This window comes from Acinetobacter sp. V89_4 (assembly GCF_029967875.1).
Taxonomy (GTDB): Bacteria; Pseudomonadota; Gammaproteobacteria; order Pseudomonadales; family Moraxellaceae; genus Acinetobacter; species Acinetobacter oleivorans.
This window is the reverse complement of record NZ_JASCAI010000026.1, coordinates 36,914-54,175: the sequence shown is the minus strand read 5'-3', so window position 1 is coordinate 54,175 and position 17,262 is coordinate 36,914. Positions and strand designations below refer to the sequence as shown.

Annotated in this window: 17 protein-coding genes, 1 tRNA gene and 1 pseudogene; 8 read left to right on the top strand and 11 right to left on the bottom strand. The window is 40.2% G+C overall.

Translation table 11 applies throughout. The features are described from left to right. Nucleotides 1–89: 89 nt before the first annotated feature. From QLG01_RS11420 to tpiA, 3 genes are all read right to left on the bottom strand, one after another. Nucleotides 90–174, bottom strand: a tRNA-Leu gene (locus QLG01_RS11420). A gap of 56 nt (nucleotides 175–230) precedes the next feature. Then, the gene (secG, locus tag QLG01_RS11415; RefSeq protein WP_004795012.1) at nucleotides 231–560 is read right to left on the bottom strand and encodes a preprotein translocase subunit SecG; all 330 of its coding nucleotides are present in this window, start codon (nucleotides 558–560) and stop codon (nucleotides 231–233) included. A 12-nt stretch (nucleotides 561–572) separates the two neighbouring features. Next, nucleotides 573–1,367 (bottom strand): triose-phosphate isomerase, encoded by a 795-nt coding sequence (tpiA, locus tag QLG01_RS11410; protein WP_005301831.1) that lies wholly within the window; start codon nucleotides 1,365–1,367, stop codon nucleotides 573–575. Between the two features lie 291 nt (nucleotides 1,368–1,658). Here tpiA and pilB point away from each other — a divergent pair, with 291 nt between their 5' ends. From pilB to coaE, 4 genes are read left to right on the top strand one after another with little or no spacing between them, the layout of a single operon-like run. Continuing rightward, nucleotides 1,659–3,371, top strand: coding sequence for a type IV-A pilus assembly ATPase PilB (pilB, locus tag QLG01_RS11405; RefSeq protein WP_282496470.1), 1,713 nt, complete (start codon nucleotides 1,659–1,661; stop codon nucleotides 3,369–3,371). A gap of 27 nt (nucleotides 3,372–3,398) precedes the next feature. Further along, complete coding sequence (locus QLG01_RS11400; protein WP_174744319.1) at nucleotides 3,399–4,625, top strand: type II secretion system F family protein; 1,227 nt, start codon at nucleotides 3,399–3,401, stop codon at nucleotides 4,623–4,625. After that, a complete protein-coding gene (locus tag QLG01_RS11395; RefSeq protein ID WP_192835758.1) occupies nucleotides 4,625–5,485 on the top strand; it encodes an A24 family peptidase in 861 nt (286 codons plus the stop codon). Before QLG01_RS11400 ends, QLG01_RS11395 begins: the two co-directional genes overlap by 1 nt. A gap of 1 nt (nucleotide 5,486) precedes the next feature. Continuing rightward, nucleotides 5,487–6,083 (top strand): dephospho-CoA kinase, encoded by a 597-nt coding sequence (coaE, locus tag QLG01_RS11390; RefSeq protein ID WP_282496469.1) that lies wholly within the window; start codon nucleotides 5,487–5,489, stop codon nucleotides 6,081–6,083. Here coaE and QLG01_RS11385 read toward each other — a convergent pair. The 4 genes from QLG01_RS11385 to QLG01_RS11370 all read right to left on the bottom strand — a co-directional run bounded on the left by QLG01_RS11385 (nucleotide 6,080) and on the right by QLG01_RS11370 (nucleotide 9,595). Then, nucleotides 6,080–6,994: a DMT family transporter gene (locus tag QLG01_RS11385; RefSeq protein WP_192834289.1), complete on the bottom strand. Its 915-nt coding sequence runs from the start codon at nucleotides 6,992–6,994 to the stop codon at nucleotides 6,080–6,082. The two genes, coaE and QLG01_RS11385, sit on opposite strands and share 4 nt — an antisense overlap. A gap of 35 nt (nucleotides 6,995–7,029) precedes the next feature. Beyond that, complete coding sequence (gene rlmB / locus QLG01_RS11380; RefSeq protein WP_004795029.1) at nucleotides 7,030–7,779, bottom strand: 23S rRNA (guanosine(2251)-2'-O)-methyltransferase RlmB; 750 nt, start codon at nucleotides 7,777–7,779, stop codon at nucleotides 7,030–7,032. A gap of 102 nt (nucleotides 7,780–7,881) precedes the next feature. After that, entirely contained in the window at nucleotides 7,882–8,208 is a 327-nt protein-coding gene (locus QLG01_RS11375) for a pyrimidine/purine nucleoside phosphorylase (protein WP_004795031.1), read from the bottom strand. Nucleotides 8,209–8,284: 76 nt separating this feature from the next. After that, the gene (locus tag QLG01_RS11370; RefSeq protein ID WP_282496468.1) at nucleotides 8,285–9,595 is read right to left on the bottom strand and encodes a tetratricopeptide repeat protein; all 1,311 of its coding nucleotides are present in this window, start codon (nucleotides 9,593–9,595) and stop codon (nucleotides 8,285–8,287) included. 114 nt (nucleotides 9,596–9,709) lie between these two features. On the opposite strand from QLG01_RS11370, the gene recN reads away from it, so the two are divergent. The 3 genes from recN (at nucleotide 9,710) to ruvX (ending at nucleotide 12,497) form a co-directional block, all read left to right on the top strand. After that, nucleotides 9,710–11,377 carry a DNA repair protein RecN gene (recN, locus tag QLG01_RS11365; protein ID WP_107880628.1) on the top strand — a complete coding sequence of 556 codons (1,668 nt, stop codon included), beginning with the start codon at nucleotides 9,710–9,712 and terminating at the stop codon, nucleotides 11,375–11,377. Nucleotides 11,378–11,502: 125 nt separating this feature from the next. Then, complete coding sequence (locus QLG01_RS11360) at nucleotides 11,503–12,057, top strand: YqgE/AlgH family protein (protein WP_003654562.1); 555 nt, start codon at nucleotides 11,503–11,505, stop codon at nucleotides 12,055–12,057. Continuing rightward, complete coding sequence (gene ruvX, locus QLG01_RS11355) at nucleotides 12,057–12,497, top strand: Holliday junction resolvase RuvX (RefSeq protein WP_151988911.1); 441 nt, start codon at nucleotides 12,057–12,059, stop codon at nucleotides 12,495–12,497. Before QLG01_RS11360 ends, ruvX begins: the two co-directional genes overlap by 1 nt. A gap of 55 nt (nucleotides 12,498–12,552) precedes the next feature. Here ruvX and QLG01_RS11350 read toward each other — a convergent pair whose 3' ends face one another. The 4 genes and pseudogenes from QLG01_RS11350 to QLG01_RS11335 form a co-directional block, all read right to left on the bottom strand. Then, nucleotides 12,553–13,554 carry an HlyD family secretion protein gene (locus QLG01_RS11350; protein WP_004795040.1) on the bottom strand — a complete coding sequence of 334 codons (1,002 nt, stop codon included), beginning with the start codon at nucleotides 13,552–13,554 and terminating at the stop codon, nucleotides 12,553–12,555. A gap of 39 nt (nucleotides 13,555–13,593) precedes the next feature. Then, nucleotides 13,594–13,800, bottom strand: coding sequence for a DUF1656 domain-containing protein (locus QLG01_RS11345; protein ID WP_004795042.1), 207 nt, complete (start codon nucleotides 13,798–13,800; stop codon nucleotides 13,594–13,596). Beyond that, on the bottom strand, nucleotides 13,793–15,892 hold the full coding sequence (locus tag QLG01_RS11340; protein ID WP_282496467.1) for an FUSC family protein: 2,100 nt from the start codon (nucleotides 15,890–15,892) through the stop codon (nucleotides 13,793–13,795). Before QLG01_RS11340 ends, QLG01_RS11345 begins: the two co-directional genes overlap by 8 nt. Next, nucleotides 15,883–16,014, bottom strand: a pseudogene (locus QLG01_RS11335) (hypothetical protein). Before QLG01_RS11335 ends, QLG01_RS11340 begins: the two are co-directional and overlap by 10 nt. A gap of 367 nt (nucleotides 16,015–16,381) precedes the next feature. Between QLG01_RS11335 and QLG01_RS11330 the strand changes: the two are divergent. Continuing rightward, nucleotides 16,382–17,155, top strand: a complete 774-nt coding sequence (locus QLG01_RS11330) for an IclR family transcriptional regulator C-terminal domain-containing protein (RefSeq protein ID WP_004795045.1) — start codon at nucleotides 16,382–16,384, stop codon at nucleotides 17,153–17,155. Nucleotides 17,156–17,262: the final 107 nt, after the last annotated feature.

The window sequence follows — 17,262 nt, the reverse complement described above, 5'->3', positions numbered from 1 at the left end:
ACGACCTTCGGGTTATGAGCCCGACGAGCTACCAGACTGCTCCATCCCGCATCAAAAAACTGCTTGCACTCAACTTTCTGGTTCAAAGTTGGTGCGGAAGGGGGGACTTGAACCCCCACGCCCGAAGGCACTACCACCTCAAGGTAGCGTGTCTACCAATTCCACCACCACCGCAGCTTGTGGGACGCATTCTAGTCCTTCCAATTATAAAAGGAAAGCCCTATTTCGAATTATTGACCCGTTTTTGGTGCATTTGGTGAAGTTTCAGGCGATGTTGTTTGAATTGGTGCTGTTGTTTGTACAGATTTCAAACTATATGCCTCAGTCGTCTGTTTTTTCGCAAAAACAGCCAAGGTTAAACTCGTCACAAAAAACAGTGCCGTTAAAATAGCAGTAAGGCGAGTAAGGAAATTAGCTGAACCCGATGCGCCAAATACAGTTGCTGCGCCGCCGCCGCCGAAAGAAGCACCAGCATCCGCACCTTTACCGTGTTGGACTAGAATCAAGCCAATCATCAGTACCGCTAAAATAATATGTACGATCAGTACAAAAGAGTGCATACCCTATCCTCGTTATTTACTTTGTGCAAAGGCATGTACGATTTGGTAAAAAGATGCTGCATTTAACGAAGCACCTCCAACCAACGCGCCATTAATATCTGGACATGCTGCCAACTCGACTGCATTCTCAGCTTTTACACTACCGCCATATAAAATCGCAATGTCTGGACCCGCAGAAGTAATCTGACTTAGACCTTCACGGATTTTAGCATGCATTGCCTGTGCATCTTGTGGTGAAGCAGTTTTACCTGTACCAATTGCCCAGATTGGCTCATAAGCAATTACAATTTGCTTTTGCCATTGCTCTGCAGTCACTACAGGAGCTATATCACAGATTTGTTGCAATACAACCTGCTCTGCCAAATCTTGTTCACGCTGTTCGAGACTTTCACCCACACAATAAATGACAGTTAAGCCTGCATTTAAAGAATTTTGGAGTTTTGCCTTCAAAATTTCAACGTTATCACCTAACAAATCACGGCGTTCAGAGTGACCCACCAATACAAAATTAATTTGGCTATCTTTTAATAATTCTGCACTGACTTCACCAGTATAGGCGCCTGTACCTGCTACACGCGATACATCTTGTGCAACTGTATATACTGTTTTTGCAGCATCTTGCAATTGTGTTTGTACCATTGCAAGTGCAATAGAAACCGGAGCAACTCCGACATGGCAGCTTTCATCTGCAATTTCGTTTTGTTGCAATAGTTGTTTAAATTCTTCTATAAGTTGTTTGGCATTGGCACGCATTGGGTTCATTTTCCAGTTGCCAACTACCCAAGGCGTAATCGTCGAACCCGACATACGGCTCACCTTTCATCAAAAATGCAGCACATTCTACACGCATTTCTACAAATTTCAGATACTTTTCTTTAACGGCTTTGCTCATATCTTTTCTACTATTTGAAAACAGTCATAAAACTTTATTAAGACTAAAGCTCCGCATTTTAAAAATTAATGAATAAAAACTTCGACTGGTTCAAGCTTTAATATATGGATCAAGACGAGAGCATCATTTTCTCAGGTAGTAATTTTAGATAACAAAAGTATAATTTTTTATATACCAATTATAAACATATGAGCACAGGTAGGCAGATGTCAGTCATACATACATCTCCAAAATTTTCGGGGTTTTTTCGACGATTAGTCGAAGAAAAACATGTGTCGGCAGCGACCATGCAAGCAGCACTAGATGCAGCAAAAAGAGCTAAACAGGATACTGTTGCGTACCTGATTGAAGAGGTTAATCTCTCCCCTTCTTTATTAGCTGAAACAATTTCTATTGAATTTGCTGAACCATATTTTGATCTGGACGTTTACGATACTAGCCAGATTCCTAAAGATTTGGTCGACCAGAAACTGATTTTAAAACATCGGATCTTGCCTCTCGTACAAAGAGGACAGATTTTATATGTTGCAACCAGTAATCCCAGCAATATTGATGCTATTGATGCTATTCGCTTTAACAGCAAGCTTATGGTTGAGCCTGTTATTGTCGAGCACCATAAACTCGAAAAAATTCTGGTACAGCAATTTACTGAAGAAAGTAACTTCGAGTTTAGTGATGAAGAATTTGATCTAGATGTAGATCTTGATACCTCAGCTACTCCAGAAGAGGATGAGGATACTCCGCAAGGCGATGAAGCACCTATTGTTAAATATATTAACAAGTTATTGATTGATGCGATTCGTATGGGGGCTTCTGATTTACATTTCGAACCTTATGAAAAATCGTATCGGGTCCGTTATCGGGTCGATGGCGTTTTGCGTCAAATTACAAATCCGCCTTTGCAGCTGGCTAATCGTTTGGCTTCACGCTTAAAAGTGATGTCTCAAATGGACATTTCTGAAAAGCGTGTCCCTCAAGATGGTCGTATCAAGCTCAAGCTATCAAAATCTAAAGCAATTGATTTTCGTGTGAACTCTCTTCCGACCTTATTTGGTGAAAAGCTAGTTCTACGTATTCTCGATCCATCGAGTGCTATGCTGGGAATTGATGCTCTAGGATATGAAGAAGAGCAAAAAGCCCTCTTTATGGAAGCATTAGATAAGCCACAAGGTATGCTTTTAATCACAGGTCCAACCGGTTCTGGTAAGACTGTATCTTTATATACAGGCCTCAATATCTTAAATACTGAAAGTTCTAATATTTCTACTGCCGAAGATCCAGTCGAAATTAACCTTGAAGGCATTAATCAGGTTAACGTGAACCCTAAGGTAGGTCTGACTTTTTCAGCTGCACTTAAGTCATTTTTACGTCAGGACCCTGACATTATTATGGTCGGTGAGATTCGTGATTTAGAAACAGCGGAAATCGCGATTAAAGCTGCTCAGACAGGCCATATGGTGATGTCCACGCTACATACCAACAGTGCTCCTGAAACATTGACTCGTCTACGCAATATGGGGGTTCCATCTTTCAATATTGCAACATCAGTCAATCTGGTCATTGCTCAGCGTTTGGCACGTCGACTATGTTCTCAATGTAAAGTACCTACTGACATCCCTAAACAAAGCCTATTGGAAATGGGTTTTACCGAACAAGATCTGACACATCCCGATTTTCAAGTTTTTCAACCAGTCGGTTGTCCAGAATGTCGTGAGGGTTACAAAGGTCGAGTTGGTATTTATGAAGTAATGAAAGTCACACCTGAGATTTCCAAGATTATTATGGAAGATGGCAATGCTTTAGAAATCGCTGCCGCTTCTGAAAAACTGGGGTTTAATAATCTACGTCGCTCAGGTTTAAAGAAAGTTATGCAAGGTGTTACTTCTTTACAAGAAGTCAATCGCGTAACCAGTGAATAAAAGACAATTTAAAATAAGGATAATGTCATGACTGTCAAAAAGGCACAATTGATGCCGACTTTTGCTTATGATGGGGTTGACCGTAAAGGCGTAAAAATTAAGGGGGAACTTCCGGCTAAAAATATGGCTTTAGCCAAAGTCACCCTACGCAAGCAAGGTGTAACTGTTCGTAATATTCGGGAAAAGCGTAAAAATATTCTTGAAGGTTTATTTAAGAAAAAAGTATCAACGCTCGATATCACGATTTTCACGCGACAACTTGCAACCATGATGAAAGCTGGTGTCCCACTGGTACAAGGTTTTGAAATTGTGGCAGAAGGTCTAGAAAACCCAGCTATGCGCGAGGTGGTACTCGGTATTAAAGGTGAAGTTGAAGGTGGTAGTACTTTTGCCTCAGCTTTAAGAAAGTATCCTCAGCACTTCGATAAATTGTTTTGCTCTCTTGTAGAGTCTGGCGAACAGTCTGGTGCGCTTGAAACCATGCTGGACCGCGTGGCAATTTACAAAGAAAAAAGTGAATTGCTCAAGCAGAAAATCAAAAAGGCCATGAAATACCCAGCAACGGTTATTGTAGTCGCTGTAATCGTTACCATTATTTTGATGGTTAAAGTAGTTCCCGTTTTCCAAGGCCTATTTTCTTCGTTTGGCGCAGATTTGCCTGCCTTTACACAAATGGTCGTAAATATGTCGAAATGGATGCAGGAATACTGGTACATTCTGATTTTTGTGATTGGGGCAATCATTGCCGCATTTCTGGAAGCTAAAAAGCGTAGTAAAAAATTCCGTGATGGTTTAGACAAACTTGCTCTGAAACTACCTATCTTTGGTGATCTGGTTTATAAGGCAATTATTGCCCGTTACAGCCGTACTTTAGCAACAACTTTTGCAGCTGGTGTTCCTCTCATTGATGCGCTTGAATCAACGGCTGGTGCAACCAATAATATTATTTACGAACAAGCGGTAATGAAAATTCGTGAAGATGTTGCTACAGGGCAACAACTCCAATTTGCGATGCGCGTTTCAAATCGTTTTCCATCTATGGCTATACAAATGGTCGCAATTGGTGAAGAATCTGGTGCTCTAGACAGCATGCTCGATAAAGTTGCAACGTACTATGAAAATGAAGTTGATAATGCCGTTGATGGTTTAACTTCAATGATGGAACCTTTAATTATGGCAATTTTAGGGGTACTTGTAGGTGGTCTGGTGATTGCTATGTATCTTCCAATTTTCCAAATGGGCTCCGTCATATAATGCAAGAAATTATTGCTTATTTTATTCAAAACTTAACTGCACTTTATATTGCAGTTGCATTATTGAGCCTATGTATTGGTAGCTTTCTTAATGTGGTGATTTATCGCACCCCAAAAATGATGGAACAAGATTGGCAGCAAGAATGTCAAATGCTACTCGACCCTGAACAACCAATCATTGATCATGAAAAACTGACTTTAAGTAAGCCTGCTTCATCATGTCCAGAGTGCCATCAGCCCATCCGTTGGTATCAAAATATTCCTGTCATCAGTTGGTTGGTTTTAAAAGGTAAATGTGGTCATTGTGGTCACCCAATCAGTATTCGCTATCCAGCGGTTGAACTATTAACAATGGTATGTTCACTGGTTGTAGTCCTAGTGTTTGGTCCAACCGTACAAATGCTTTTCGGCCTAGTCCTGACTTGGGTCCTGATTGCCCTCACCTTTATAGACTTTGATACTCAGCTACTACCTGACCGTTTCACCCTACCTTTGGCTGCGCTTGGTTTAGGCATTAATACCTTTAATATTTACACCTCACCTAACTCAGCCATTTGGGGTTACCTGATTGGTTTTTTATGTCTTTGGATTGTGTATTACTTATTTAAAGTCATTACAGGCAAAGAAGGCATGGGCTACGGCGACTTTAAATTGCTTGCTGCATTGGGCGCGTGGATGGGGCCATTGATGCTGCCATTAATTGTGTTATTGTCATCTTTACTAGGTGCAATTATTGGCATCATTTTATTAAAATTACGCAATGACAATCAGCCCTTTGCCTTTGGGCCCTACATTGCCATTGCAGGTTGGGTTGCCTTTCTATGGGGTGATCAGATTATGAAAATCTATTTGGGAGGTTAAGATGGCTTTTATTCTGGGAGTCACAGGTGGTATTGGCAGTGGAAAATCTGCTGCAACACAATGGTTTGAATCCCAAGGAATACAAGTCGTCGATGCCGACATCGTTGCTCGCGAAGTGGTTGAGAAAGGCCAACCTGCCCTGCAAAAAATCCAACAAACTTTTGGAGACTGGGTACTTCAATCCAATGGTAATCTCGATCGTCGTGCCCTACGCGAACATATTTTTCAAAATCCTGAAGCAAGACAAACACTCGAAAAAATCACGCATCCAGCTATTCGCCAATCTATTATTCAGCAGTTGCAAAACCCAAAAAGTCCTTATGTGATTTTAGTTTCACCCCTACTTTTTGAAACCAACCAGCATGAATTGGTGAACCACACCTTATTAGTTGATGCGAGTGAACAAACTCAAATTCAGCGTGCAAGCCAACGTGATGGGCAAAACCAAGAACAAATTCAGAAAATTATTGCAGCACAAATGCCACGCGAACGTAAACGCGAACTTGCCAATGACATTGTGTTTAATGATGGATTACTCGAACATTTACATCAACAATTAGAGCCGCTACATCAAAGTTATTTAAAGCGTACAAACTAATTTGATTTATTTTGCTGCTTAATTTGTTGTGCCAAGCTATCTGGTCGGAACCATCGCCAAGGTTGTAAGGCGCCGATTCCCATTCCGACCAAGCCCACAACAATAGATGGGCTTAATGCTTCGCCGAGTAAAGGTACAGCTAAAATGGCAGCAATAAACGGTGCCAAAGTCACAATACTTCCTGTTTTAAAAGCACCAAGTCGCTGAATCGCTGCCACATAAGTCAGAGTTGCAATAATAACCACAAATACACCATGGAAAATGCCCTGTATCGCTAAATGGACAGGACTGACTTCCATGAAATGCTTTGGTAAAAATAGAGCATAGATGGGTAAGTAAATAATTGCAGACCAAATCGCAACACTTGCCATAGAGTGCCATGCAGAAAGTTTCCACTGTTTAAGTAATACAGTGAAAATACCCCACCAAATCGCACTAATAAAAAGAAGTAAATCACCCACGCCAAAAGCAGAAGCATTACCTTGCAACATCAACACGCTCATGAGAGTCAAGGCAGTAATCATAATTACCAGACTCACCCATGTATGCTTATCAAACGGCTGCCTAAATAAAATGTATGCTGCAAACGCAGTACAAATTGGGATACAACCATTTAAGAAAATTGCAGCATGCGCAGCGGGAGCATAGAGAAAAGCGGTATAGACGGTGAGACAATAAATGACCCCGCCAATCAAGGCCAAAATAACCGCATGTTTACTCCATAAAAAAGCGAGATCTTTTTTATAGATTAAAATGGGCATTAAAATTAGGAAGGCTATAGCGAAACGCAATGCGGCTATGTCCCAAGCACTGATATGCCACTGTGCATTTAAACGGGCAAAAAGCGTAAACCCGCCCCAAATGCACATGGTCACCAATACAAAGAAATAACCTTGCTTACGGGGAGACATATCAAGATGACTTAAAAACTAAAAAGGCAGCGAGATTATACCTCAGAACGCTGACGGCAAGCCTCATAAAGTGCCATACCTGTCGCTACGCTGACATTTAGACTTTGTAGATTACCTGACATCGGAATATAAACTTTATGATCACACTGCGCCTGTGTAATAGGACGCAAACCAGTGTCTTCAGCTCCCATTACAATCACAACGGCGCCAGAGAAATCACACTTTTGAAGTGGCAACGCACTTTCATCAAGCATAGTACCAATTACACGTACATGAGTTGTTTCTTTAAGATGAGCCAATGTACGAGCTAAATTAGTGACTTGAATAAATTTAACTTTCTCAGCTCCACCTGCTGCAACTTTACGAGCAGTTGGTGTCAAACTAGCCGAACGATCACGAGGCACAATAACAGCTTGCACGCCCATCGCAGCGGCGGTACGAATGCAGGCCCCTAAGTTATGCGGGTCTGTCACCTGATCCAATGCCAACAACAAAGCATCTGGAGTTTCTCTTAAAATTTGATCAAGATCTTGCTCATTCAAGACAGGATGTGGACGTACTGCAGCAACTACACCTTGATGAAATGGAAGACCTGCGAGTTTCTCAAGACTATCGCGGCTTGCTTTTTGTACACTAATTCCAAAAGGCTCTGCCAATTGCAAAATCTTTTGCAAACGCTGATCATCCCGTCCTTTTAAAGTAAACAGGGTTAGCACACGCTCCGGCTCAAGTTCTAACAATGACTCCACTGAATGAACGCCATAATAATATTCCTGTTTTGCCATGCATGACCTCTAACAACGTTTGAGCAAAAAAATAAAAATCCTGCAAAGCCAACTTCACAGGATTTCTTTGGGCATAGTGTACCCGATTTGAACAGGAATTTCTTAGCCTTCTAAATGGCATACATAATCGAGTACTTCGTCAGTTTCGATTTTAAAAAGACTGTTGCCCGGTACATAAAATGATTGGCCTGCACGGAACAATTCACTTTCAGTGCTGTCCGCAATTGTTACGCGACATTCGCCTGAAATAATTTCCATACGCTCAGGAACATGCGTTTCAAAAGTTAAAGCTTGCTCAGTCGGCAAAATAACACCTAATGTTTTTTTAGTTCCATCTTCAAATTGCACGGTATGGCTGATACATGCTCCACCAAAATAAACGTTTGATTTTTTGATGACCGTTACATGATCAAATTGGGTTGAACTCATGCAGATTCTCCAGATAATGCCGTATTTATATAAATTATGATGAATGTAGTTTAATTGTGCCTAAATAACTAATCAATCAGTTTTCATACGGATAGACTTGTAATTTCCACTGCTGTGCCTGAATTTTTTTGGCAAAAGCATAAGGTAAGTTAATCTCAATATTTCGACTATTCGACACAATTGCATCGTATCTGCAAACTTCGACCTGATTTTCATCTAGGAGTATCCAACACACTTTTTGCGCCGTTGGATGGGCAATTGCTGTAGCAATTACAGGTGAACCGTCATTCATTCCTACATGAAAATTTTCACTGTCGTTTTGCATTAACGCCAGATCATAAGCTGGAAAATCGATAGCATCTGAATCGAATTGCTGGCTATCGTGTATAAGCACACTCTGCTTTAAAGTCGGCCAAATACAATAACGCAAATAATGCTGATCCATCACCCGATTATCCAGATAACGTCCGGTGGCAACATAATCCCTGATATGTGCTTCAATATTATGAAAAATCCCTGTACACCCACCCCACATTCCAGCCAAAATTAACTCAGTATGAGAATAATTATCGCGCATTAAATGAAACCATTTATCACTCTTGAGCCATGCATCTACAGCCGCCTTTTCGCGATGCGACACAATTGAGTCGGCATCACGTATTAGAAAGCGTTTAATTGTAGGATCATCCATCACAAAAAAGCGCCAAAACAGGCCAGATAGTTGTTTTTGAGAATCTGTAACTTGAATGACTTGCGCACCCTTTTCTTTTAACCGCTGTTGTACCAGTACTGGCACACTATCATCGACATAAAATCGACACGTCCATTCTGGATAAATCTGTTTGGCTAGCTGAGTATTTAAAATAGAGGTTTCACAATAGCGAGGATTTGCCCCAAATAATGAGAAGGCAATAATATTTTCTGCAGGGTTTGTACTAAATGCTGGTGGTGCATGATCTGGAATCGATAAAATAGGTTCGCTCTTGGCTAGCTCTTTTTTTGTTGTAATTGCTAAGCGTCCAAATTTGATTGTTTCTTCTTTTTTATTTAAATGATGACAAACCTCTGTGAGTCCATCATATAAGTTTGTATTTACGTTAGTTCCACTGGCCTGAATCGCTTGTAAATAATGTTGATAGGCTTCGTTATAACGGCCTAAGCGTAATTCGGTATAAGCCAAGTCAGATAAAGCTCCCGGATGCTTAGGAACTAAGCTAACAGCTTGTTTAACATGTTGATAAGCTTTGGCATAATCACCTTGTGCAGCTGCTTGTTTAAATGCATTAAAATGTTGATTTAAAATTTTATTCATTTCCGCAGGATTGTTTTTTTTATGATGATTGACCATCCCTATGGGTGGTTTCGGTAAGCTGAATGTTTTTTTCATTGTAAATATCCGCAATCTTGCTGTTCTATAATTTCAGTTAGAATAATAGATCACTTGTAGCAAATTCAAAACTTCTCTATCTTTAACCCATAATTTGGCGCGTTGGATGCGTTTATGCTCACACATTTAACTTTAATTAATTTTGCATTAGCTGATCATTTAGCTATTGATATAGAACAAGGATTTAATGTTCTAACAGGCGAAACAGGTGCCGGAAAATCATTATTACTGGATGCACTCTCTGCCTGCCTCGGGGAACGTACAGATACAAATTATGTCCGTTATGGTTCGGACAAAGCGGATATTACCGCGGTTTTCACCTATCAAAATAATAGCCCTGAGGCAAAATGGCTCCAAGACCACGAGCTAGATGATGATTCTGGGGAAATTCATTTACGTCGTGTTATTTTTGCAACTGGTCGTAGCAAAGCATGGGTTAATGGACGCCCGAGCAGTCTATCTGAACTTAAAGAGTTAGGACGTTTGCTGGTTCAACTCTATAGTCAGCACAGCCAGCAGCAACTTCTTGAACCGCCTTATCCAAAACATTGGCTAGATCGTTATAACAATTTTTACGTTGAAGCGAATGATGTACGTGAAGCCTATAGCTCATGGCAACGTACCATTCGTTTGCACCAAGCAGCCCTAGATGCACAAGCAACCCGTCTACAACGGATTGGTACTTTAGAGCATCAAATTGAAGAACTCGAAGAGGTCATTCAAACCGACTATAAAGAAATTGAGCAAGAGTTTGATCGACTTAGTCATCATGAACATATCATGCAAGACTGTAGCTTTAGCTTAAATGTCTTAGATGAGGCTGAACAGAACATTACTCAAGAAATATCTTCGATTATTCGCAGATTAGAGTCCCATGCAGGGCGCAGCGAACAACTTTCTGAGATCTATAATTCTTTACTGAATGCTCAAAGTGAAATAGACGATGCAACGGCAAACTTGCGTCAATTTATTGATCGCCAAAGTTTTGATCCTGAGCGGATGGAAGAACTAAATTCCAAATTGGAAGTTTTCCATCGTCTGGCACGTAAATACCGCACTCAGCCAGAGACGCTTAAAGAAGAATATGAAGCTTGGCAAAGTGAGCTTGAGCAATTGCATCAACTTGAAGACCCAGAAACATTGGCAGAACAAGTTGAAAAATCGCATGAGGAATTTTTAGAAAAAGCTCAGCATTTAGACAATATTCGTCGTGAAGCTGCCGCTCCGCTTGCGAAACAATTAACTGAACAAGTGAAACCTTTAGCACTACCAGAAGCACACTTCGAGTTTAAGTTCGAACCATTAGAGCAGCCAGGCGCAGAGGGTTTAAGCTTTATTCAACTTTTATTTACTGCCAATAAAGGTATTCCTCCACAACCATTGGCACGAGTGGCCTCAGGTGGTGAGCTTTCTCGTATTGCCCTCGTAATGCAAGTCATGAATGCAGAAAAAACTGAATCTGAAGTTTTGGTGTTCGATGAGATTGATGTCGGGATTAGTGGTGGTACCGCAGAAGTTGTAGGACGTTTACTTGCTGACTTAGCACAACATGTCCAACTCTTATGTATTACTCACCAAGCACAAGTTGCTGCACAATCTGATCAGCATTTATTAGTTAAAAAACAACAAACTGACCCAGCCAGCAGTACAATTGTAGAACTTGATGAAAATCAAATCATTTTTGAGTTAGCTCGCATGTCAGGGGGTGTGGAAATTAATGAAACAACCTTACAGCATGCTAAACAATTACGCCAACTTAAATTTCAGGCTTCTTCAAATTAATAAAGAAAATGAGAGAAAAAGATTGGCGAAATCCGATTAACTCTTGTATGTTGATAAAAAGAACCTATATAGATAAAAGGGTCGAGAGGCCCTCTAGTGACATTTTTTGAGGGAGAACCGCTTAGGTGACCAAACAATATCTGACTCACCGTTGTCTGATTGCCCCGCCAGAAATGGCAGATGACTTTTTCGCAAACACTGTAATTTATCTTGCCCGTCATGATGAAGAAGGTGCTCAAGGCATTATTATTAATCGTCCTTCTGGTATTCAAATTAAAGAATTACTCAATGATCTCGACATTGAAGCAGACAATGTAAATCCACATGCGGTTTTACAAGGTGGGCCATTACGTCCTGAAGCTGGATTTGTTCTTCATACTGGACAACCAACATGGCATTCATCTATTGCTGTAGGTGAAAATGTTTGTATTACCACCAGTAAAGATATTCTAGACGCGATTGCCCATAATGAAGGCGTAGGTCGATATCAGATCGCTTTAGGCTATGCGAGCTGGAGCAAAAATCAGTTAGAAGACGAAATTACGCGTGGTGACTGGCTCATTTGTGATGCCGATATGGATCTGATTTTTAACCTGCCTTATGACGACCGTTGGGATGCAGCTTATAAAAAAATTGGTGTAGATCGTGCGTGGCTAGCATCTGAAATCGGACACGCTTAATGACCGAAACACAATCAAAATCGATTATGGCTTTTGACTTTGGTACTCAAAAAATGGGAATGGCGATTGGCCAGTCTTCAATTGAAAGTGCCAACCCTCTCCCTCTATTTGTTATGAAAGATGGTATTCCAAATTGGGATCAACTCTTAAAAATTGTGAAAGAATGGCAACCCAATTTATTTTTGGTTGGCCTGCCATTAAATATGGATGATAGTGAGTCAGAACTCTCTATACGTGCCCGCAAATTTGCGAGACGTTTACGTCATCAAACCAACATAGAAACGTTGATGGTAGATGAGCGCTTAACTACACGTGAAGCGAGAGAAGAGCTAGGTTTTTACCAAGAACAAGGTCGAGCAAAAAAACTCTCGGCTGATAGTTTTGCTGCTGCACTACTCATTCAGAGTTGGTATCGAAATCCAGTTGGATTAACGCCATAAAACAAAAAGCATGTAATTAAAACTACATGCTTTTTTTAATTAAATCACTTCGATTTTATTTTTCAACGATATGCACAGTCGCAGTTCGTCCAGAAACAAAAGCAAGTTCATTCTTCGGTGTTTCATCTAATACAATCTTCACAGGTACGCGCTGTGCTAAACGAACCCAACTAAAAGTTGGATTTACATTAGCAAGAAGCTTAGAACTGCTTGAGCGCTCACGATCTTCAATACCCGATGCAATACCTTGTACATGACCTTTAATTTTCTGGTTATCACCCATTAATTGCACAGTAGCCTGATCGCCTACATGAATACGATTTAACTTCGTCTCTTCAAAGTAACCCACCACATAGAGCTGTTTACGATCAAGTAATGCTGCAACAGCCTGTCCCACTTGAACATAGTTACCTGGGCGCATATCAAAGTTAGATAACGTACCATCAGCTGGAGCAATTACCGCAGCACGATGCATATTAAGTTCGGCTAAATGCAAATTGCTCGTTGCAACCTCAATGAGGGCCTGTTGTTGCTTAACAGTTGCTTCTGCCTGCTGAATTGCTGCTTGGAGTTGCTCATGCTCTGCAAGGGATTGATCACGTGTGGCAAACACTTGGTCTTGTTCTTGCTTAGAGATAGCGCCATCCATTAGGTTCGAGTAACGACCGGCATTTTTCTCGGCCAATTTGATATTACTAGCTGATTTAATCAAGTTCGCTTTTGCTTGTGCCAAACCCGCCTGCGCTTGAGCAAAGGCTGCATTTGCTTTTGCTAAATCCGATTTGGCCTGCTCTACATCTAAAGCTCGACGAGAAACATCAATTTTAAAGAGAACCTGACCTTTTTTTACAGTCTGGTTATCTTGAACCAATACTTCTGTGACAAGGCCAGCGACATCCGAAGATACTTGAATAACATCACCACGCACTCGACCATCGCGTGTCCACGGCGCTGCATTATAGTAGTTCCACAAATGCACAATGGTATAGACCGCCACCATTAATGCGACAATCAAAATTACTGGACGGATGACCTTTTTCAAATCCACCTGATTCATTTCACTCACCTAACTCAATCTTTAATTTCGCAATCATCTCTATGCACCCACCCCAACAAAAATTTGATGTATTACCAAAAGCAATAAAAGGTAAAAGCACAAATTGAAAATACTAGGTAATGCAATCCAGCCTTGTGCAATCCACTTGTTGGTCAAAGGACTTAACCCACGAAAACATATATATGCCAAGAGGGCTTGAACGAGCAAAGAAGGCACGTAAATACCATAAACATTAAACTCACCCATTTGCTGTCGCTCCTCTCAAGGTACTGTTCTCATTCATTTGATCTGATGAAACATGACACATGCTATAAGCAATATTGTTAAGTGAAATGAGTAATCTTTGTCGCATCGTCATATCTTCAATATTTGAAGCAAGCTGTTTTAATTCAAATAAACCATGATGGATTTGCTCAACCAAAACCACCGTATTATCTACATCATTTTCTTTGGCTCTAAACAATTCATCTAGATTTTGTTGCAAATTTCCGATGTGATGAGCCAGTTCCGAATTTTGAGGAGTCTGATTTGCCAGTTCTTGTAATCTACTTAAATCGACAATACTGCTCGACTCAATCAATGCTTGATGAATTGAGGTTTTAATCTCATTAGATTGCACTACTTTACTGTTAAGAATTCCAATTCGGTCCAGCATACTGCGTAGGTGAACTTTAAAATCAAGACCATAAGGCAAATAGATCGCTTGTCTCATGGCACGATAATGCAAGGCCAGAATACGACTGGCACTCGTGTCTGGAGACATTGCACGAACAACGTCGATAACAACTAAAGACACTAAGACACCTAAAATCATGGCAAAAGAACCATCAAGATAAGACACCGCATCCATGCTATAAGCATTGTGTAGATTTAGGCCCATCATGGTATTAATACCCAAGACCATGCCCACTGGCATAAGCATTTGGTTGGCCATCATAGACACAGCAAACAGGAACATCGGTAATAAAACCAGTCCAAGTTCCCAGAATGTGGTGACATGAGGAAAAATACCAAATGCATAAACGAAGACTAAAACTGCTGAAGCAATACTGCCCCAGATAAAAATACGCAAAACTGGAACAGGGTTATCTAATGCCGTTAAAATACAGGCTGTTACTGCGCCCATTTGTGCCATCATAAATCCAGCTTTCCACCCCGAAATAATCCAGACCCCAGTCACAATAAATGTAATAAGGACTGCACTAATGCCACCTCGAATAGCCACACCATGGTCACGGTGTAAACTTGGGTATTTAGTGGTCATTGGCGTAATGTTGTCAGGGATTTCTTTATTGCCTTGCTGAATTCTTTGCCACAAGACTTTAACCGCTAAAACATTGCTAATGAAATGGCGTACATCCATTTTCATAGCAGCGACCAAAACTTGCTGATGTGTAGAAGCCGATTCCATTAAACTCAAGAAATCACTTTCAAACTCATCTGGCAACTGCAAAATATTTTCATCAATAATTAATTCTTTTTGCTCCAGAAAATGTACAACATGAGCTGAAAGTTGTTGCAGTTTTTCTGAATGAGTTTCGATAAACCTAAGTTCTTGAAGCTGCTTAATACGTTCAGATAAAGCAACCAGATTCGCAACGACCATTGAGATTTGATGCAGCATTTCCTGCAAGGGTTTGGTCATGCCATGCAACTCACCTTTCTCATAACTCAAATGTACTGCCAAAGCATGAATATCTGTGGTATCACGAGTAATAGTGGCTAAAAGTTGCGTATTGTTCTGCTGAGGGTCAGCAGTTAATAAATTAGCAAACAGATTTTCTGTATCTTTAAGCGTTTTAATGACGCGCTGCTTAATCGCAGAACCAATGTGCATTGGAAGAATCGTGGCAGAAACCACAGCGCTTGAAATTACCCCAATCGAAATCTCAATGACCCGAGCTAAAGCAATATCAAAAATATTGTATTGATCAATATACGTAATCGCATTGAAGACAATCATGGCTGTCGAGTAACCCGCCAGCATAAAAGCATAACTGCGTGGAGTCCGGTCAAGTAAAGACACATAAAGTGCAAAACCTACCCACAACGACAACACCACGGTAAACAACCAAGGTGTATTAATGAGATGTGGCGTTAGCGTTAAGGCAACCACTGCCCCACCCATCGTTCCTATAACACGATAGACACACTTAGAGGACACCATCCCTGAATAAGGATTGGCAATAATCAGGACTGTACCAATCGACCACATCGGGTTAATCAGATCTAATTCAAATGAAACAAATAACGCCAACATTCCAGCAATAAATGTTTTTATTGCAAAGATCAGATCAAGCCTACTCGGGCGAAACGCCAGTATTTGCTTTAATAACATGAACTCATCTCAAATACAGATTTGAACTGATGAGCATGCCCTTCAATGTTCAATTGTCTTTCTAGAGACAACAAAACTTTGCCATTTGCCTAAAAGCAAATGAGATGAGGAGCATCCTTCAATACAATGATTTTTCCACATCCTGCCTGATTGGCCCAGATGATTTCAATTTGGGCGCTATTTAAACGACCAAACTTTGGAAAGAAGAGGTATCAAGAAATTCGCCTAGAACCGACTAATTTCTCAATTAGATATTTTGTTTGGCAATTTTTTCAAAATAAAGCAATTTAGTCAACTAAAATATCTCTATTTGATAATTTGATATGTTTTTTAATTATCGTATATGATGTATTAGCCAAGAGAAGTTTTCTCTTTGTCAGAGTAAAATACTCAAATCAGGCATTTATTTTAGAATTGAGACAAATTCTCTTTTTTTCTGTTATAAAAACTCAAAGATGACTCATTGTTAAAGGATACGAACAAGACACTATGGCAATTTCAAGTTTTGGCAAAATTTTAACCGTACTGGACTTATTTTCAGTTTCGCGTCCAGTCATTAATGTCGATATTATTTGCGAAGAACTTGGCTTGTCTAAACCAACCAGTTACCGTTACCTCAAAGAATTAGTGTCTACTGATCTATTAAAACGCATTAATGGGACATCTGGCGATTATACCTTAGGCTCAAAAATTGCAGTTCTTGACTATATATCTCGCACAACAGACCCATTAGTTCAAATCAGCACACCGTTTATGCGAAATATTGTAGAGCGCACCGAACTGTGCTGCTTGCTCACCTATTTAAATGATGACTATTGTATCGACATTCATCATGAAATATTTAAAGACACTGAACTGCTCTCGTATGGTCGAGGCTGCCCAAGACCGATTTACGTTGGGTCATCTCCAAAAACGATGGTTTCGCATTTAAGTAAACAACGGATGCAAGATTACTATCATCGTTATCAACAAGAATTAAAACAATCAGGTTTTGCTGAAGATGAACCGAGCTTTATTCAGCGTATGCGTAAAATTAAAAAACAAGGCTTCTATTTCTCACAAGGTGAGATTGACCCAAATGTTTCTGGCCTTGCCGTTCCAGTACGTTTTTCGAACAAAGAAGTGCCTTTAGCTTTAACTTTAGTTGCCTCTAAAAATCGTTTTGATTTTTTAAATGTTGAAAAGCTCATCGAAATTTTACAAGAAAATGCAGCACTTATTGAGCAACGTTTTATGGAGTTATCTGAAAAAGGTGAAATCTAAAACTGCACCTTATGATAATTTAACCTTTTCTTACACTTTAAAATATTGAATATCTCAAAATATTCTCATATTATGATTTTAGCTCCTATTGGTGATTCTTTTCATCA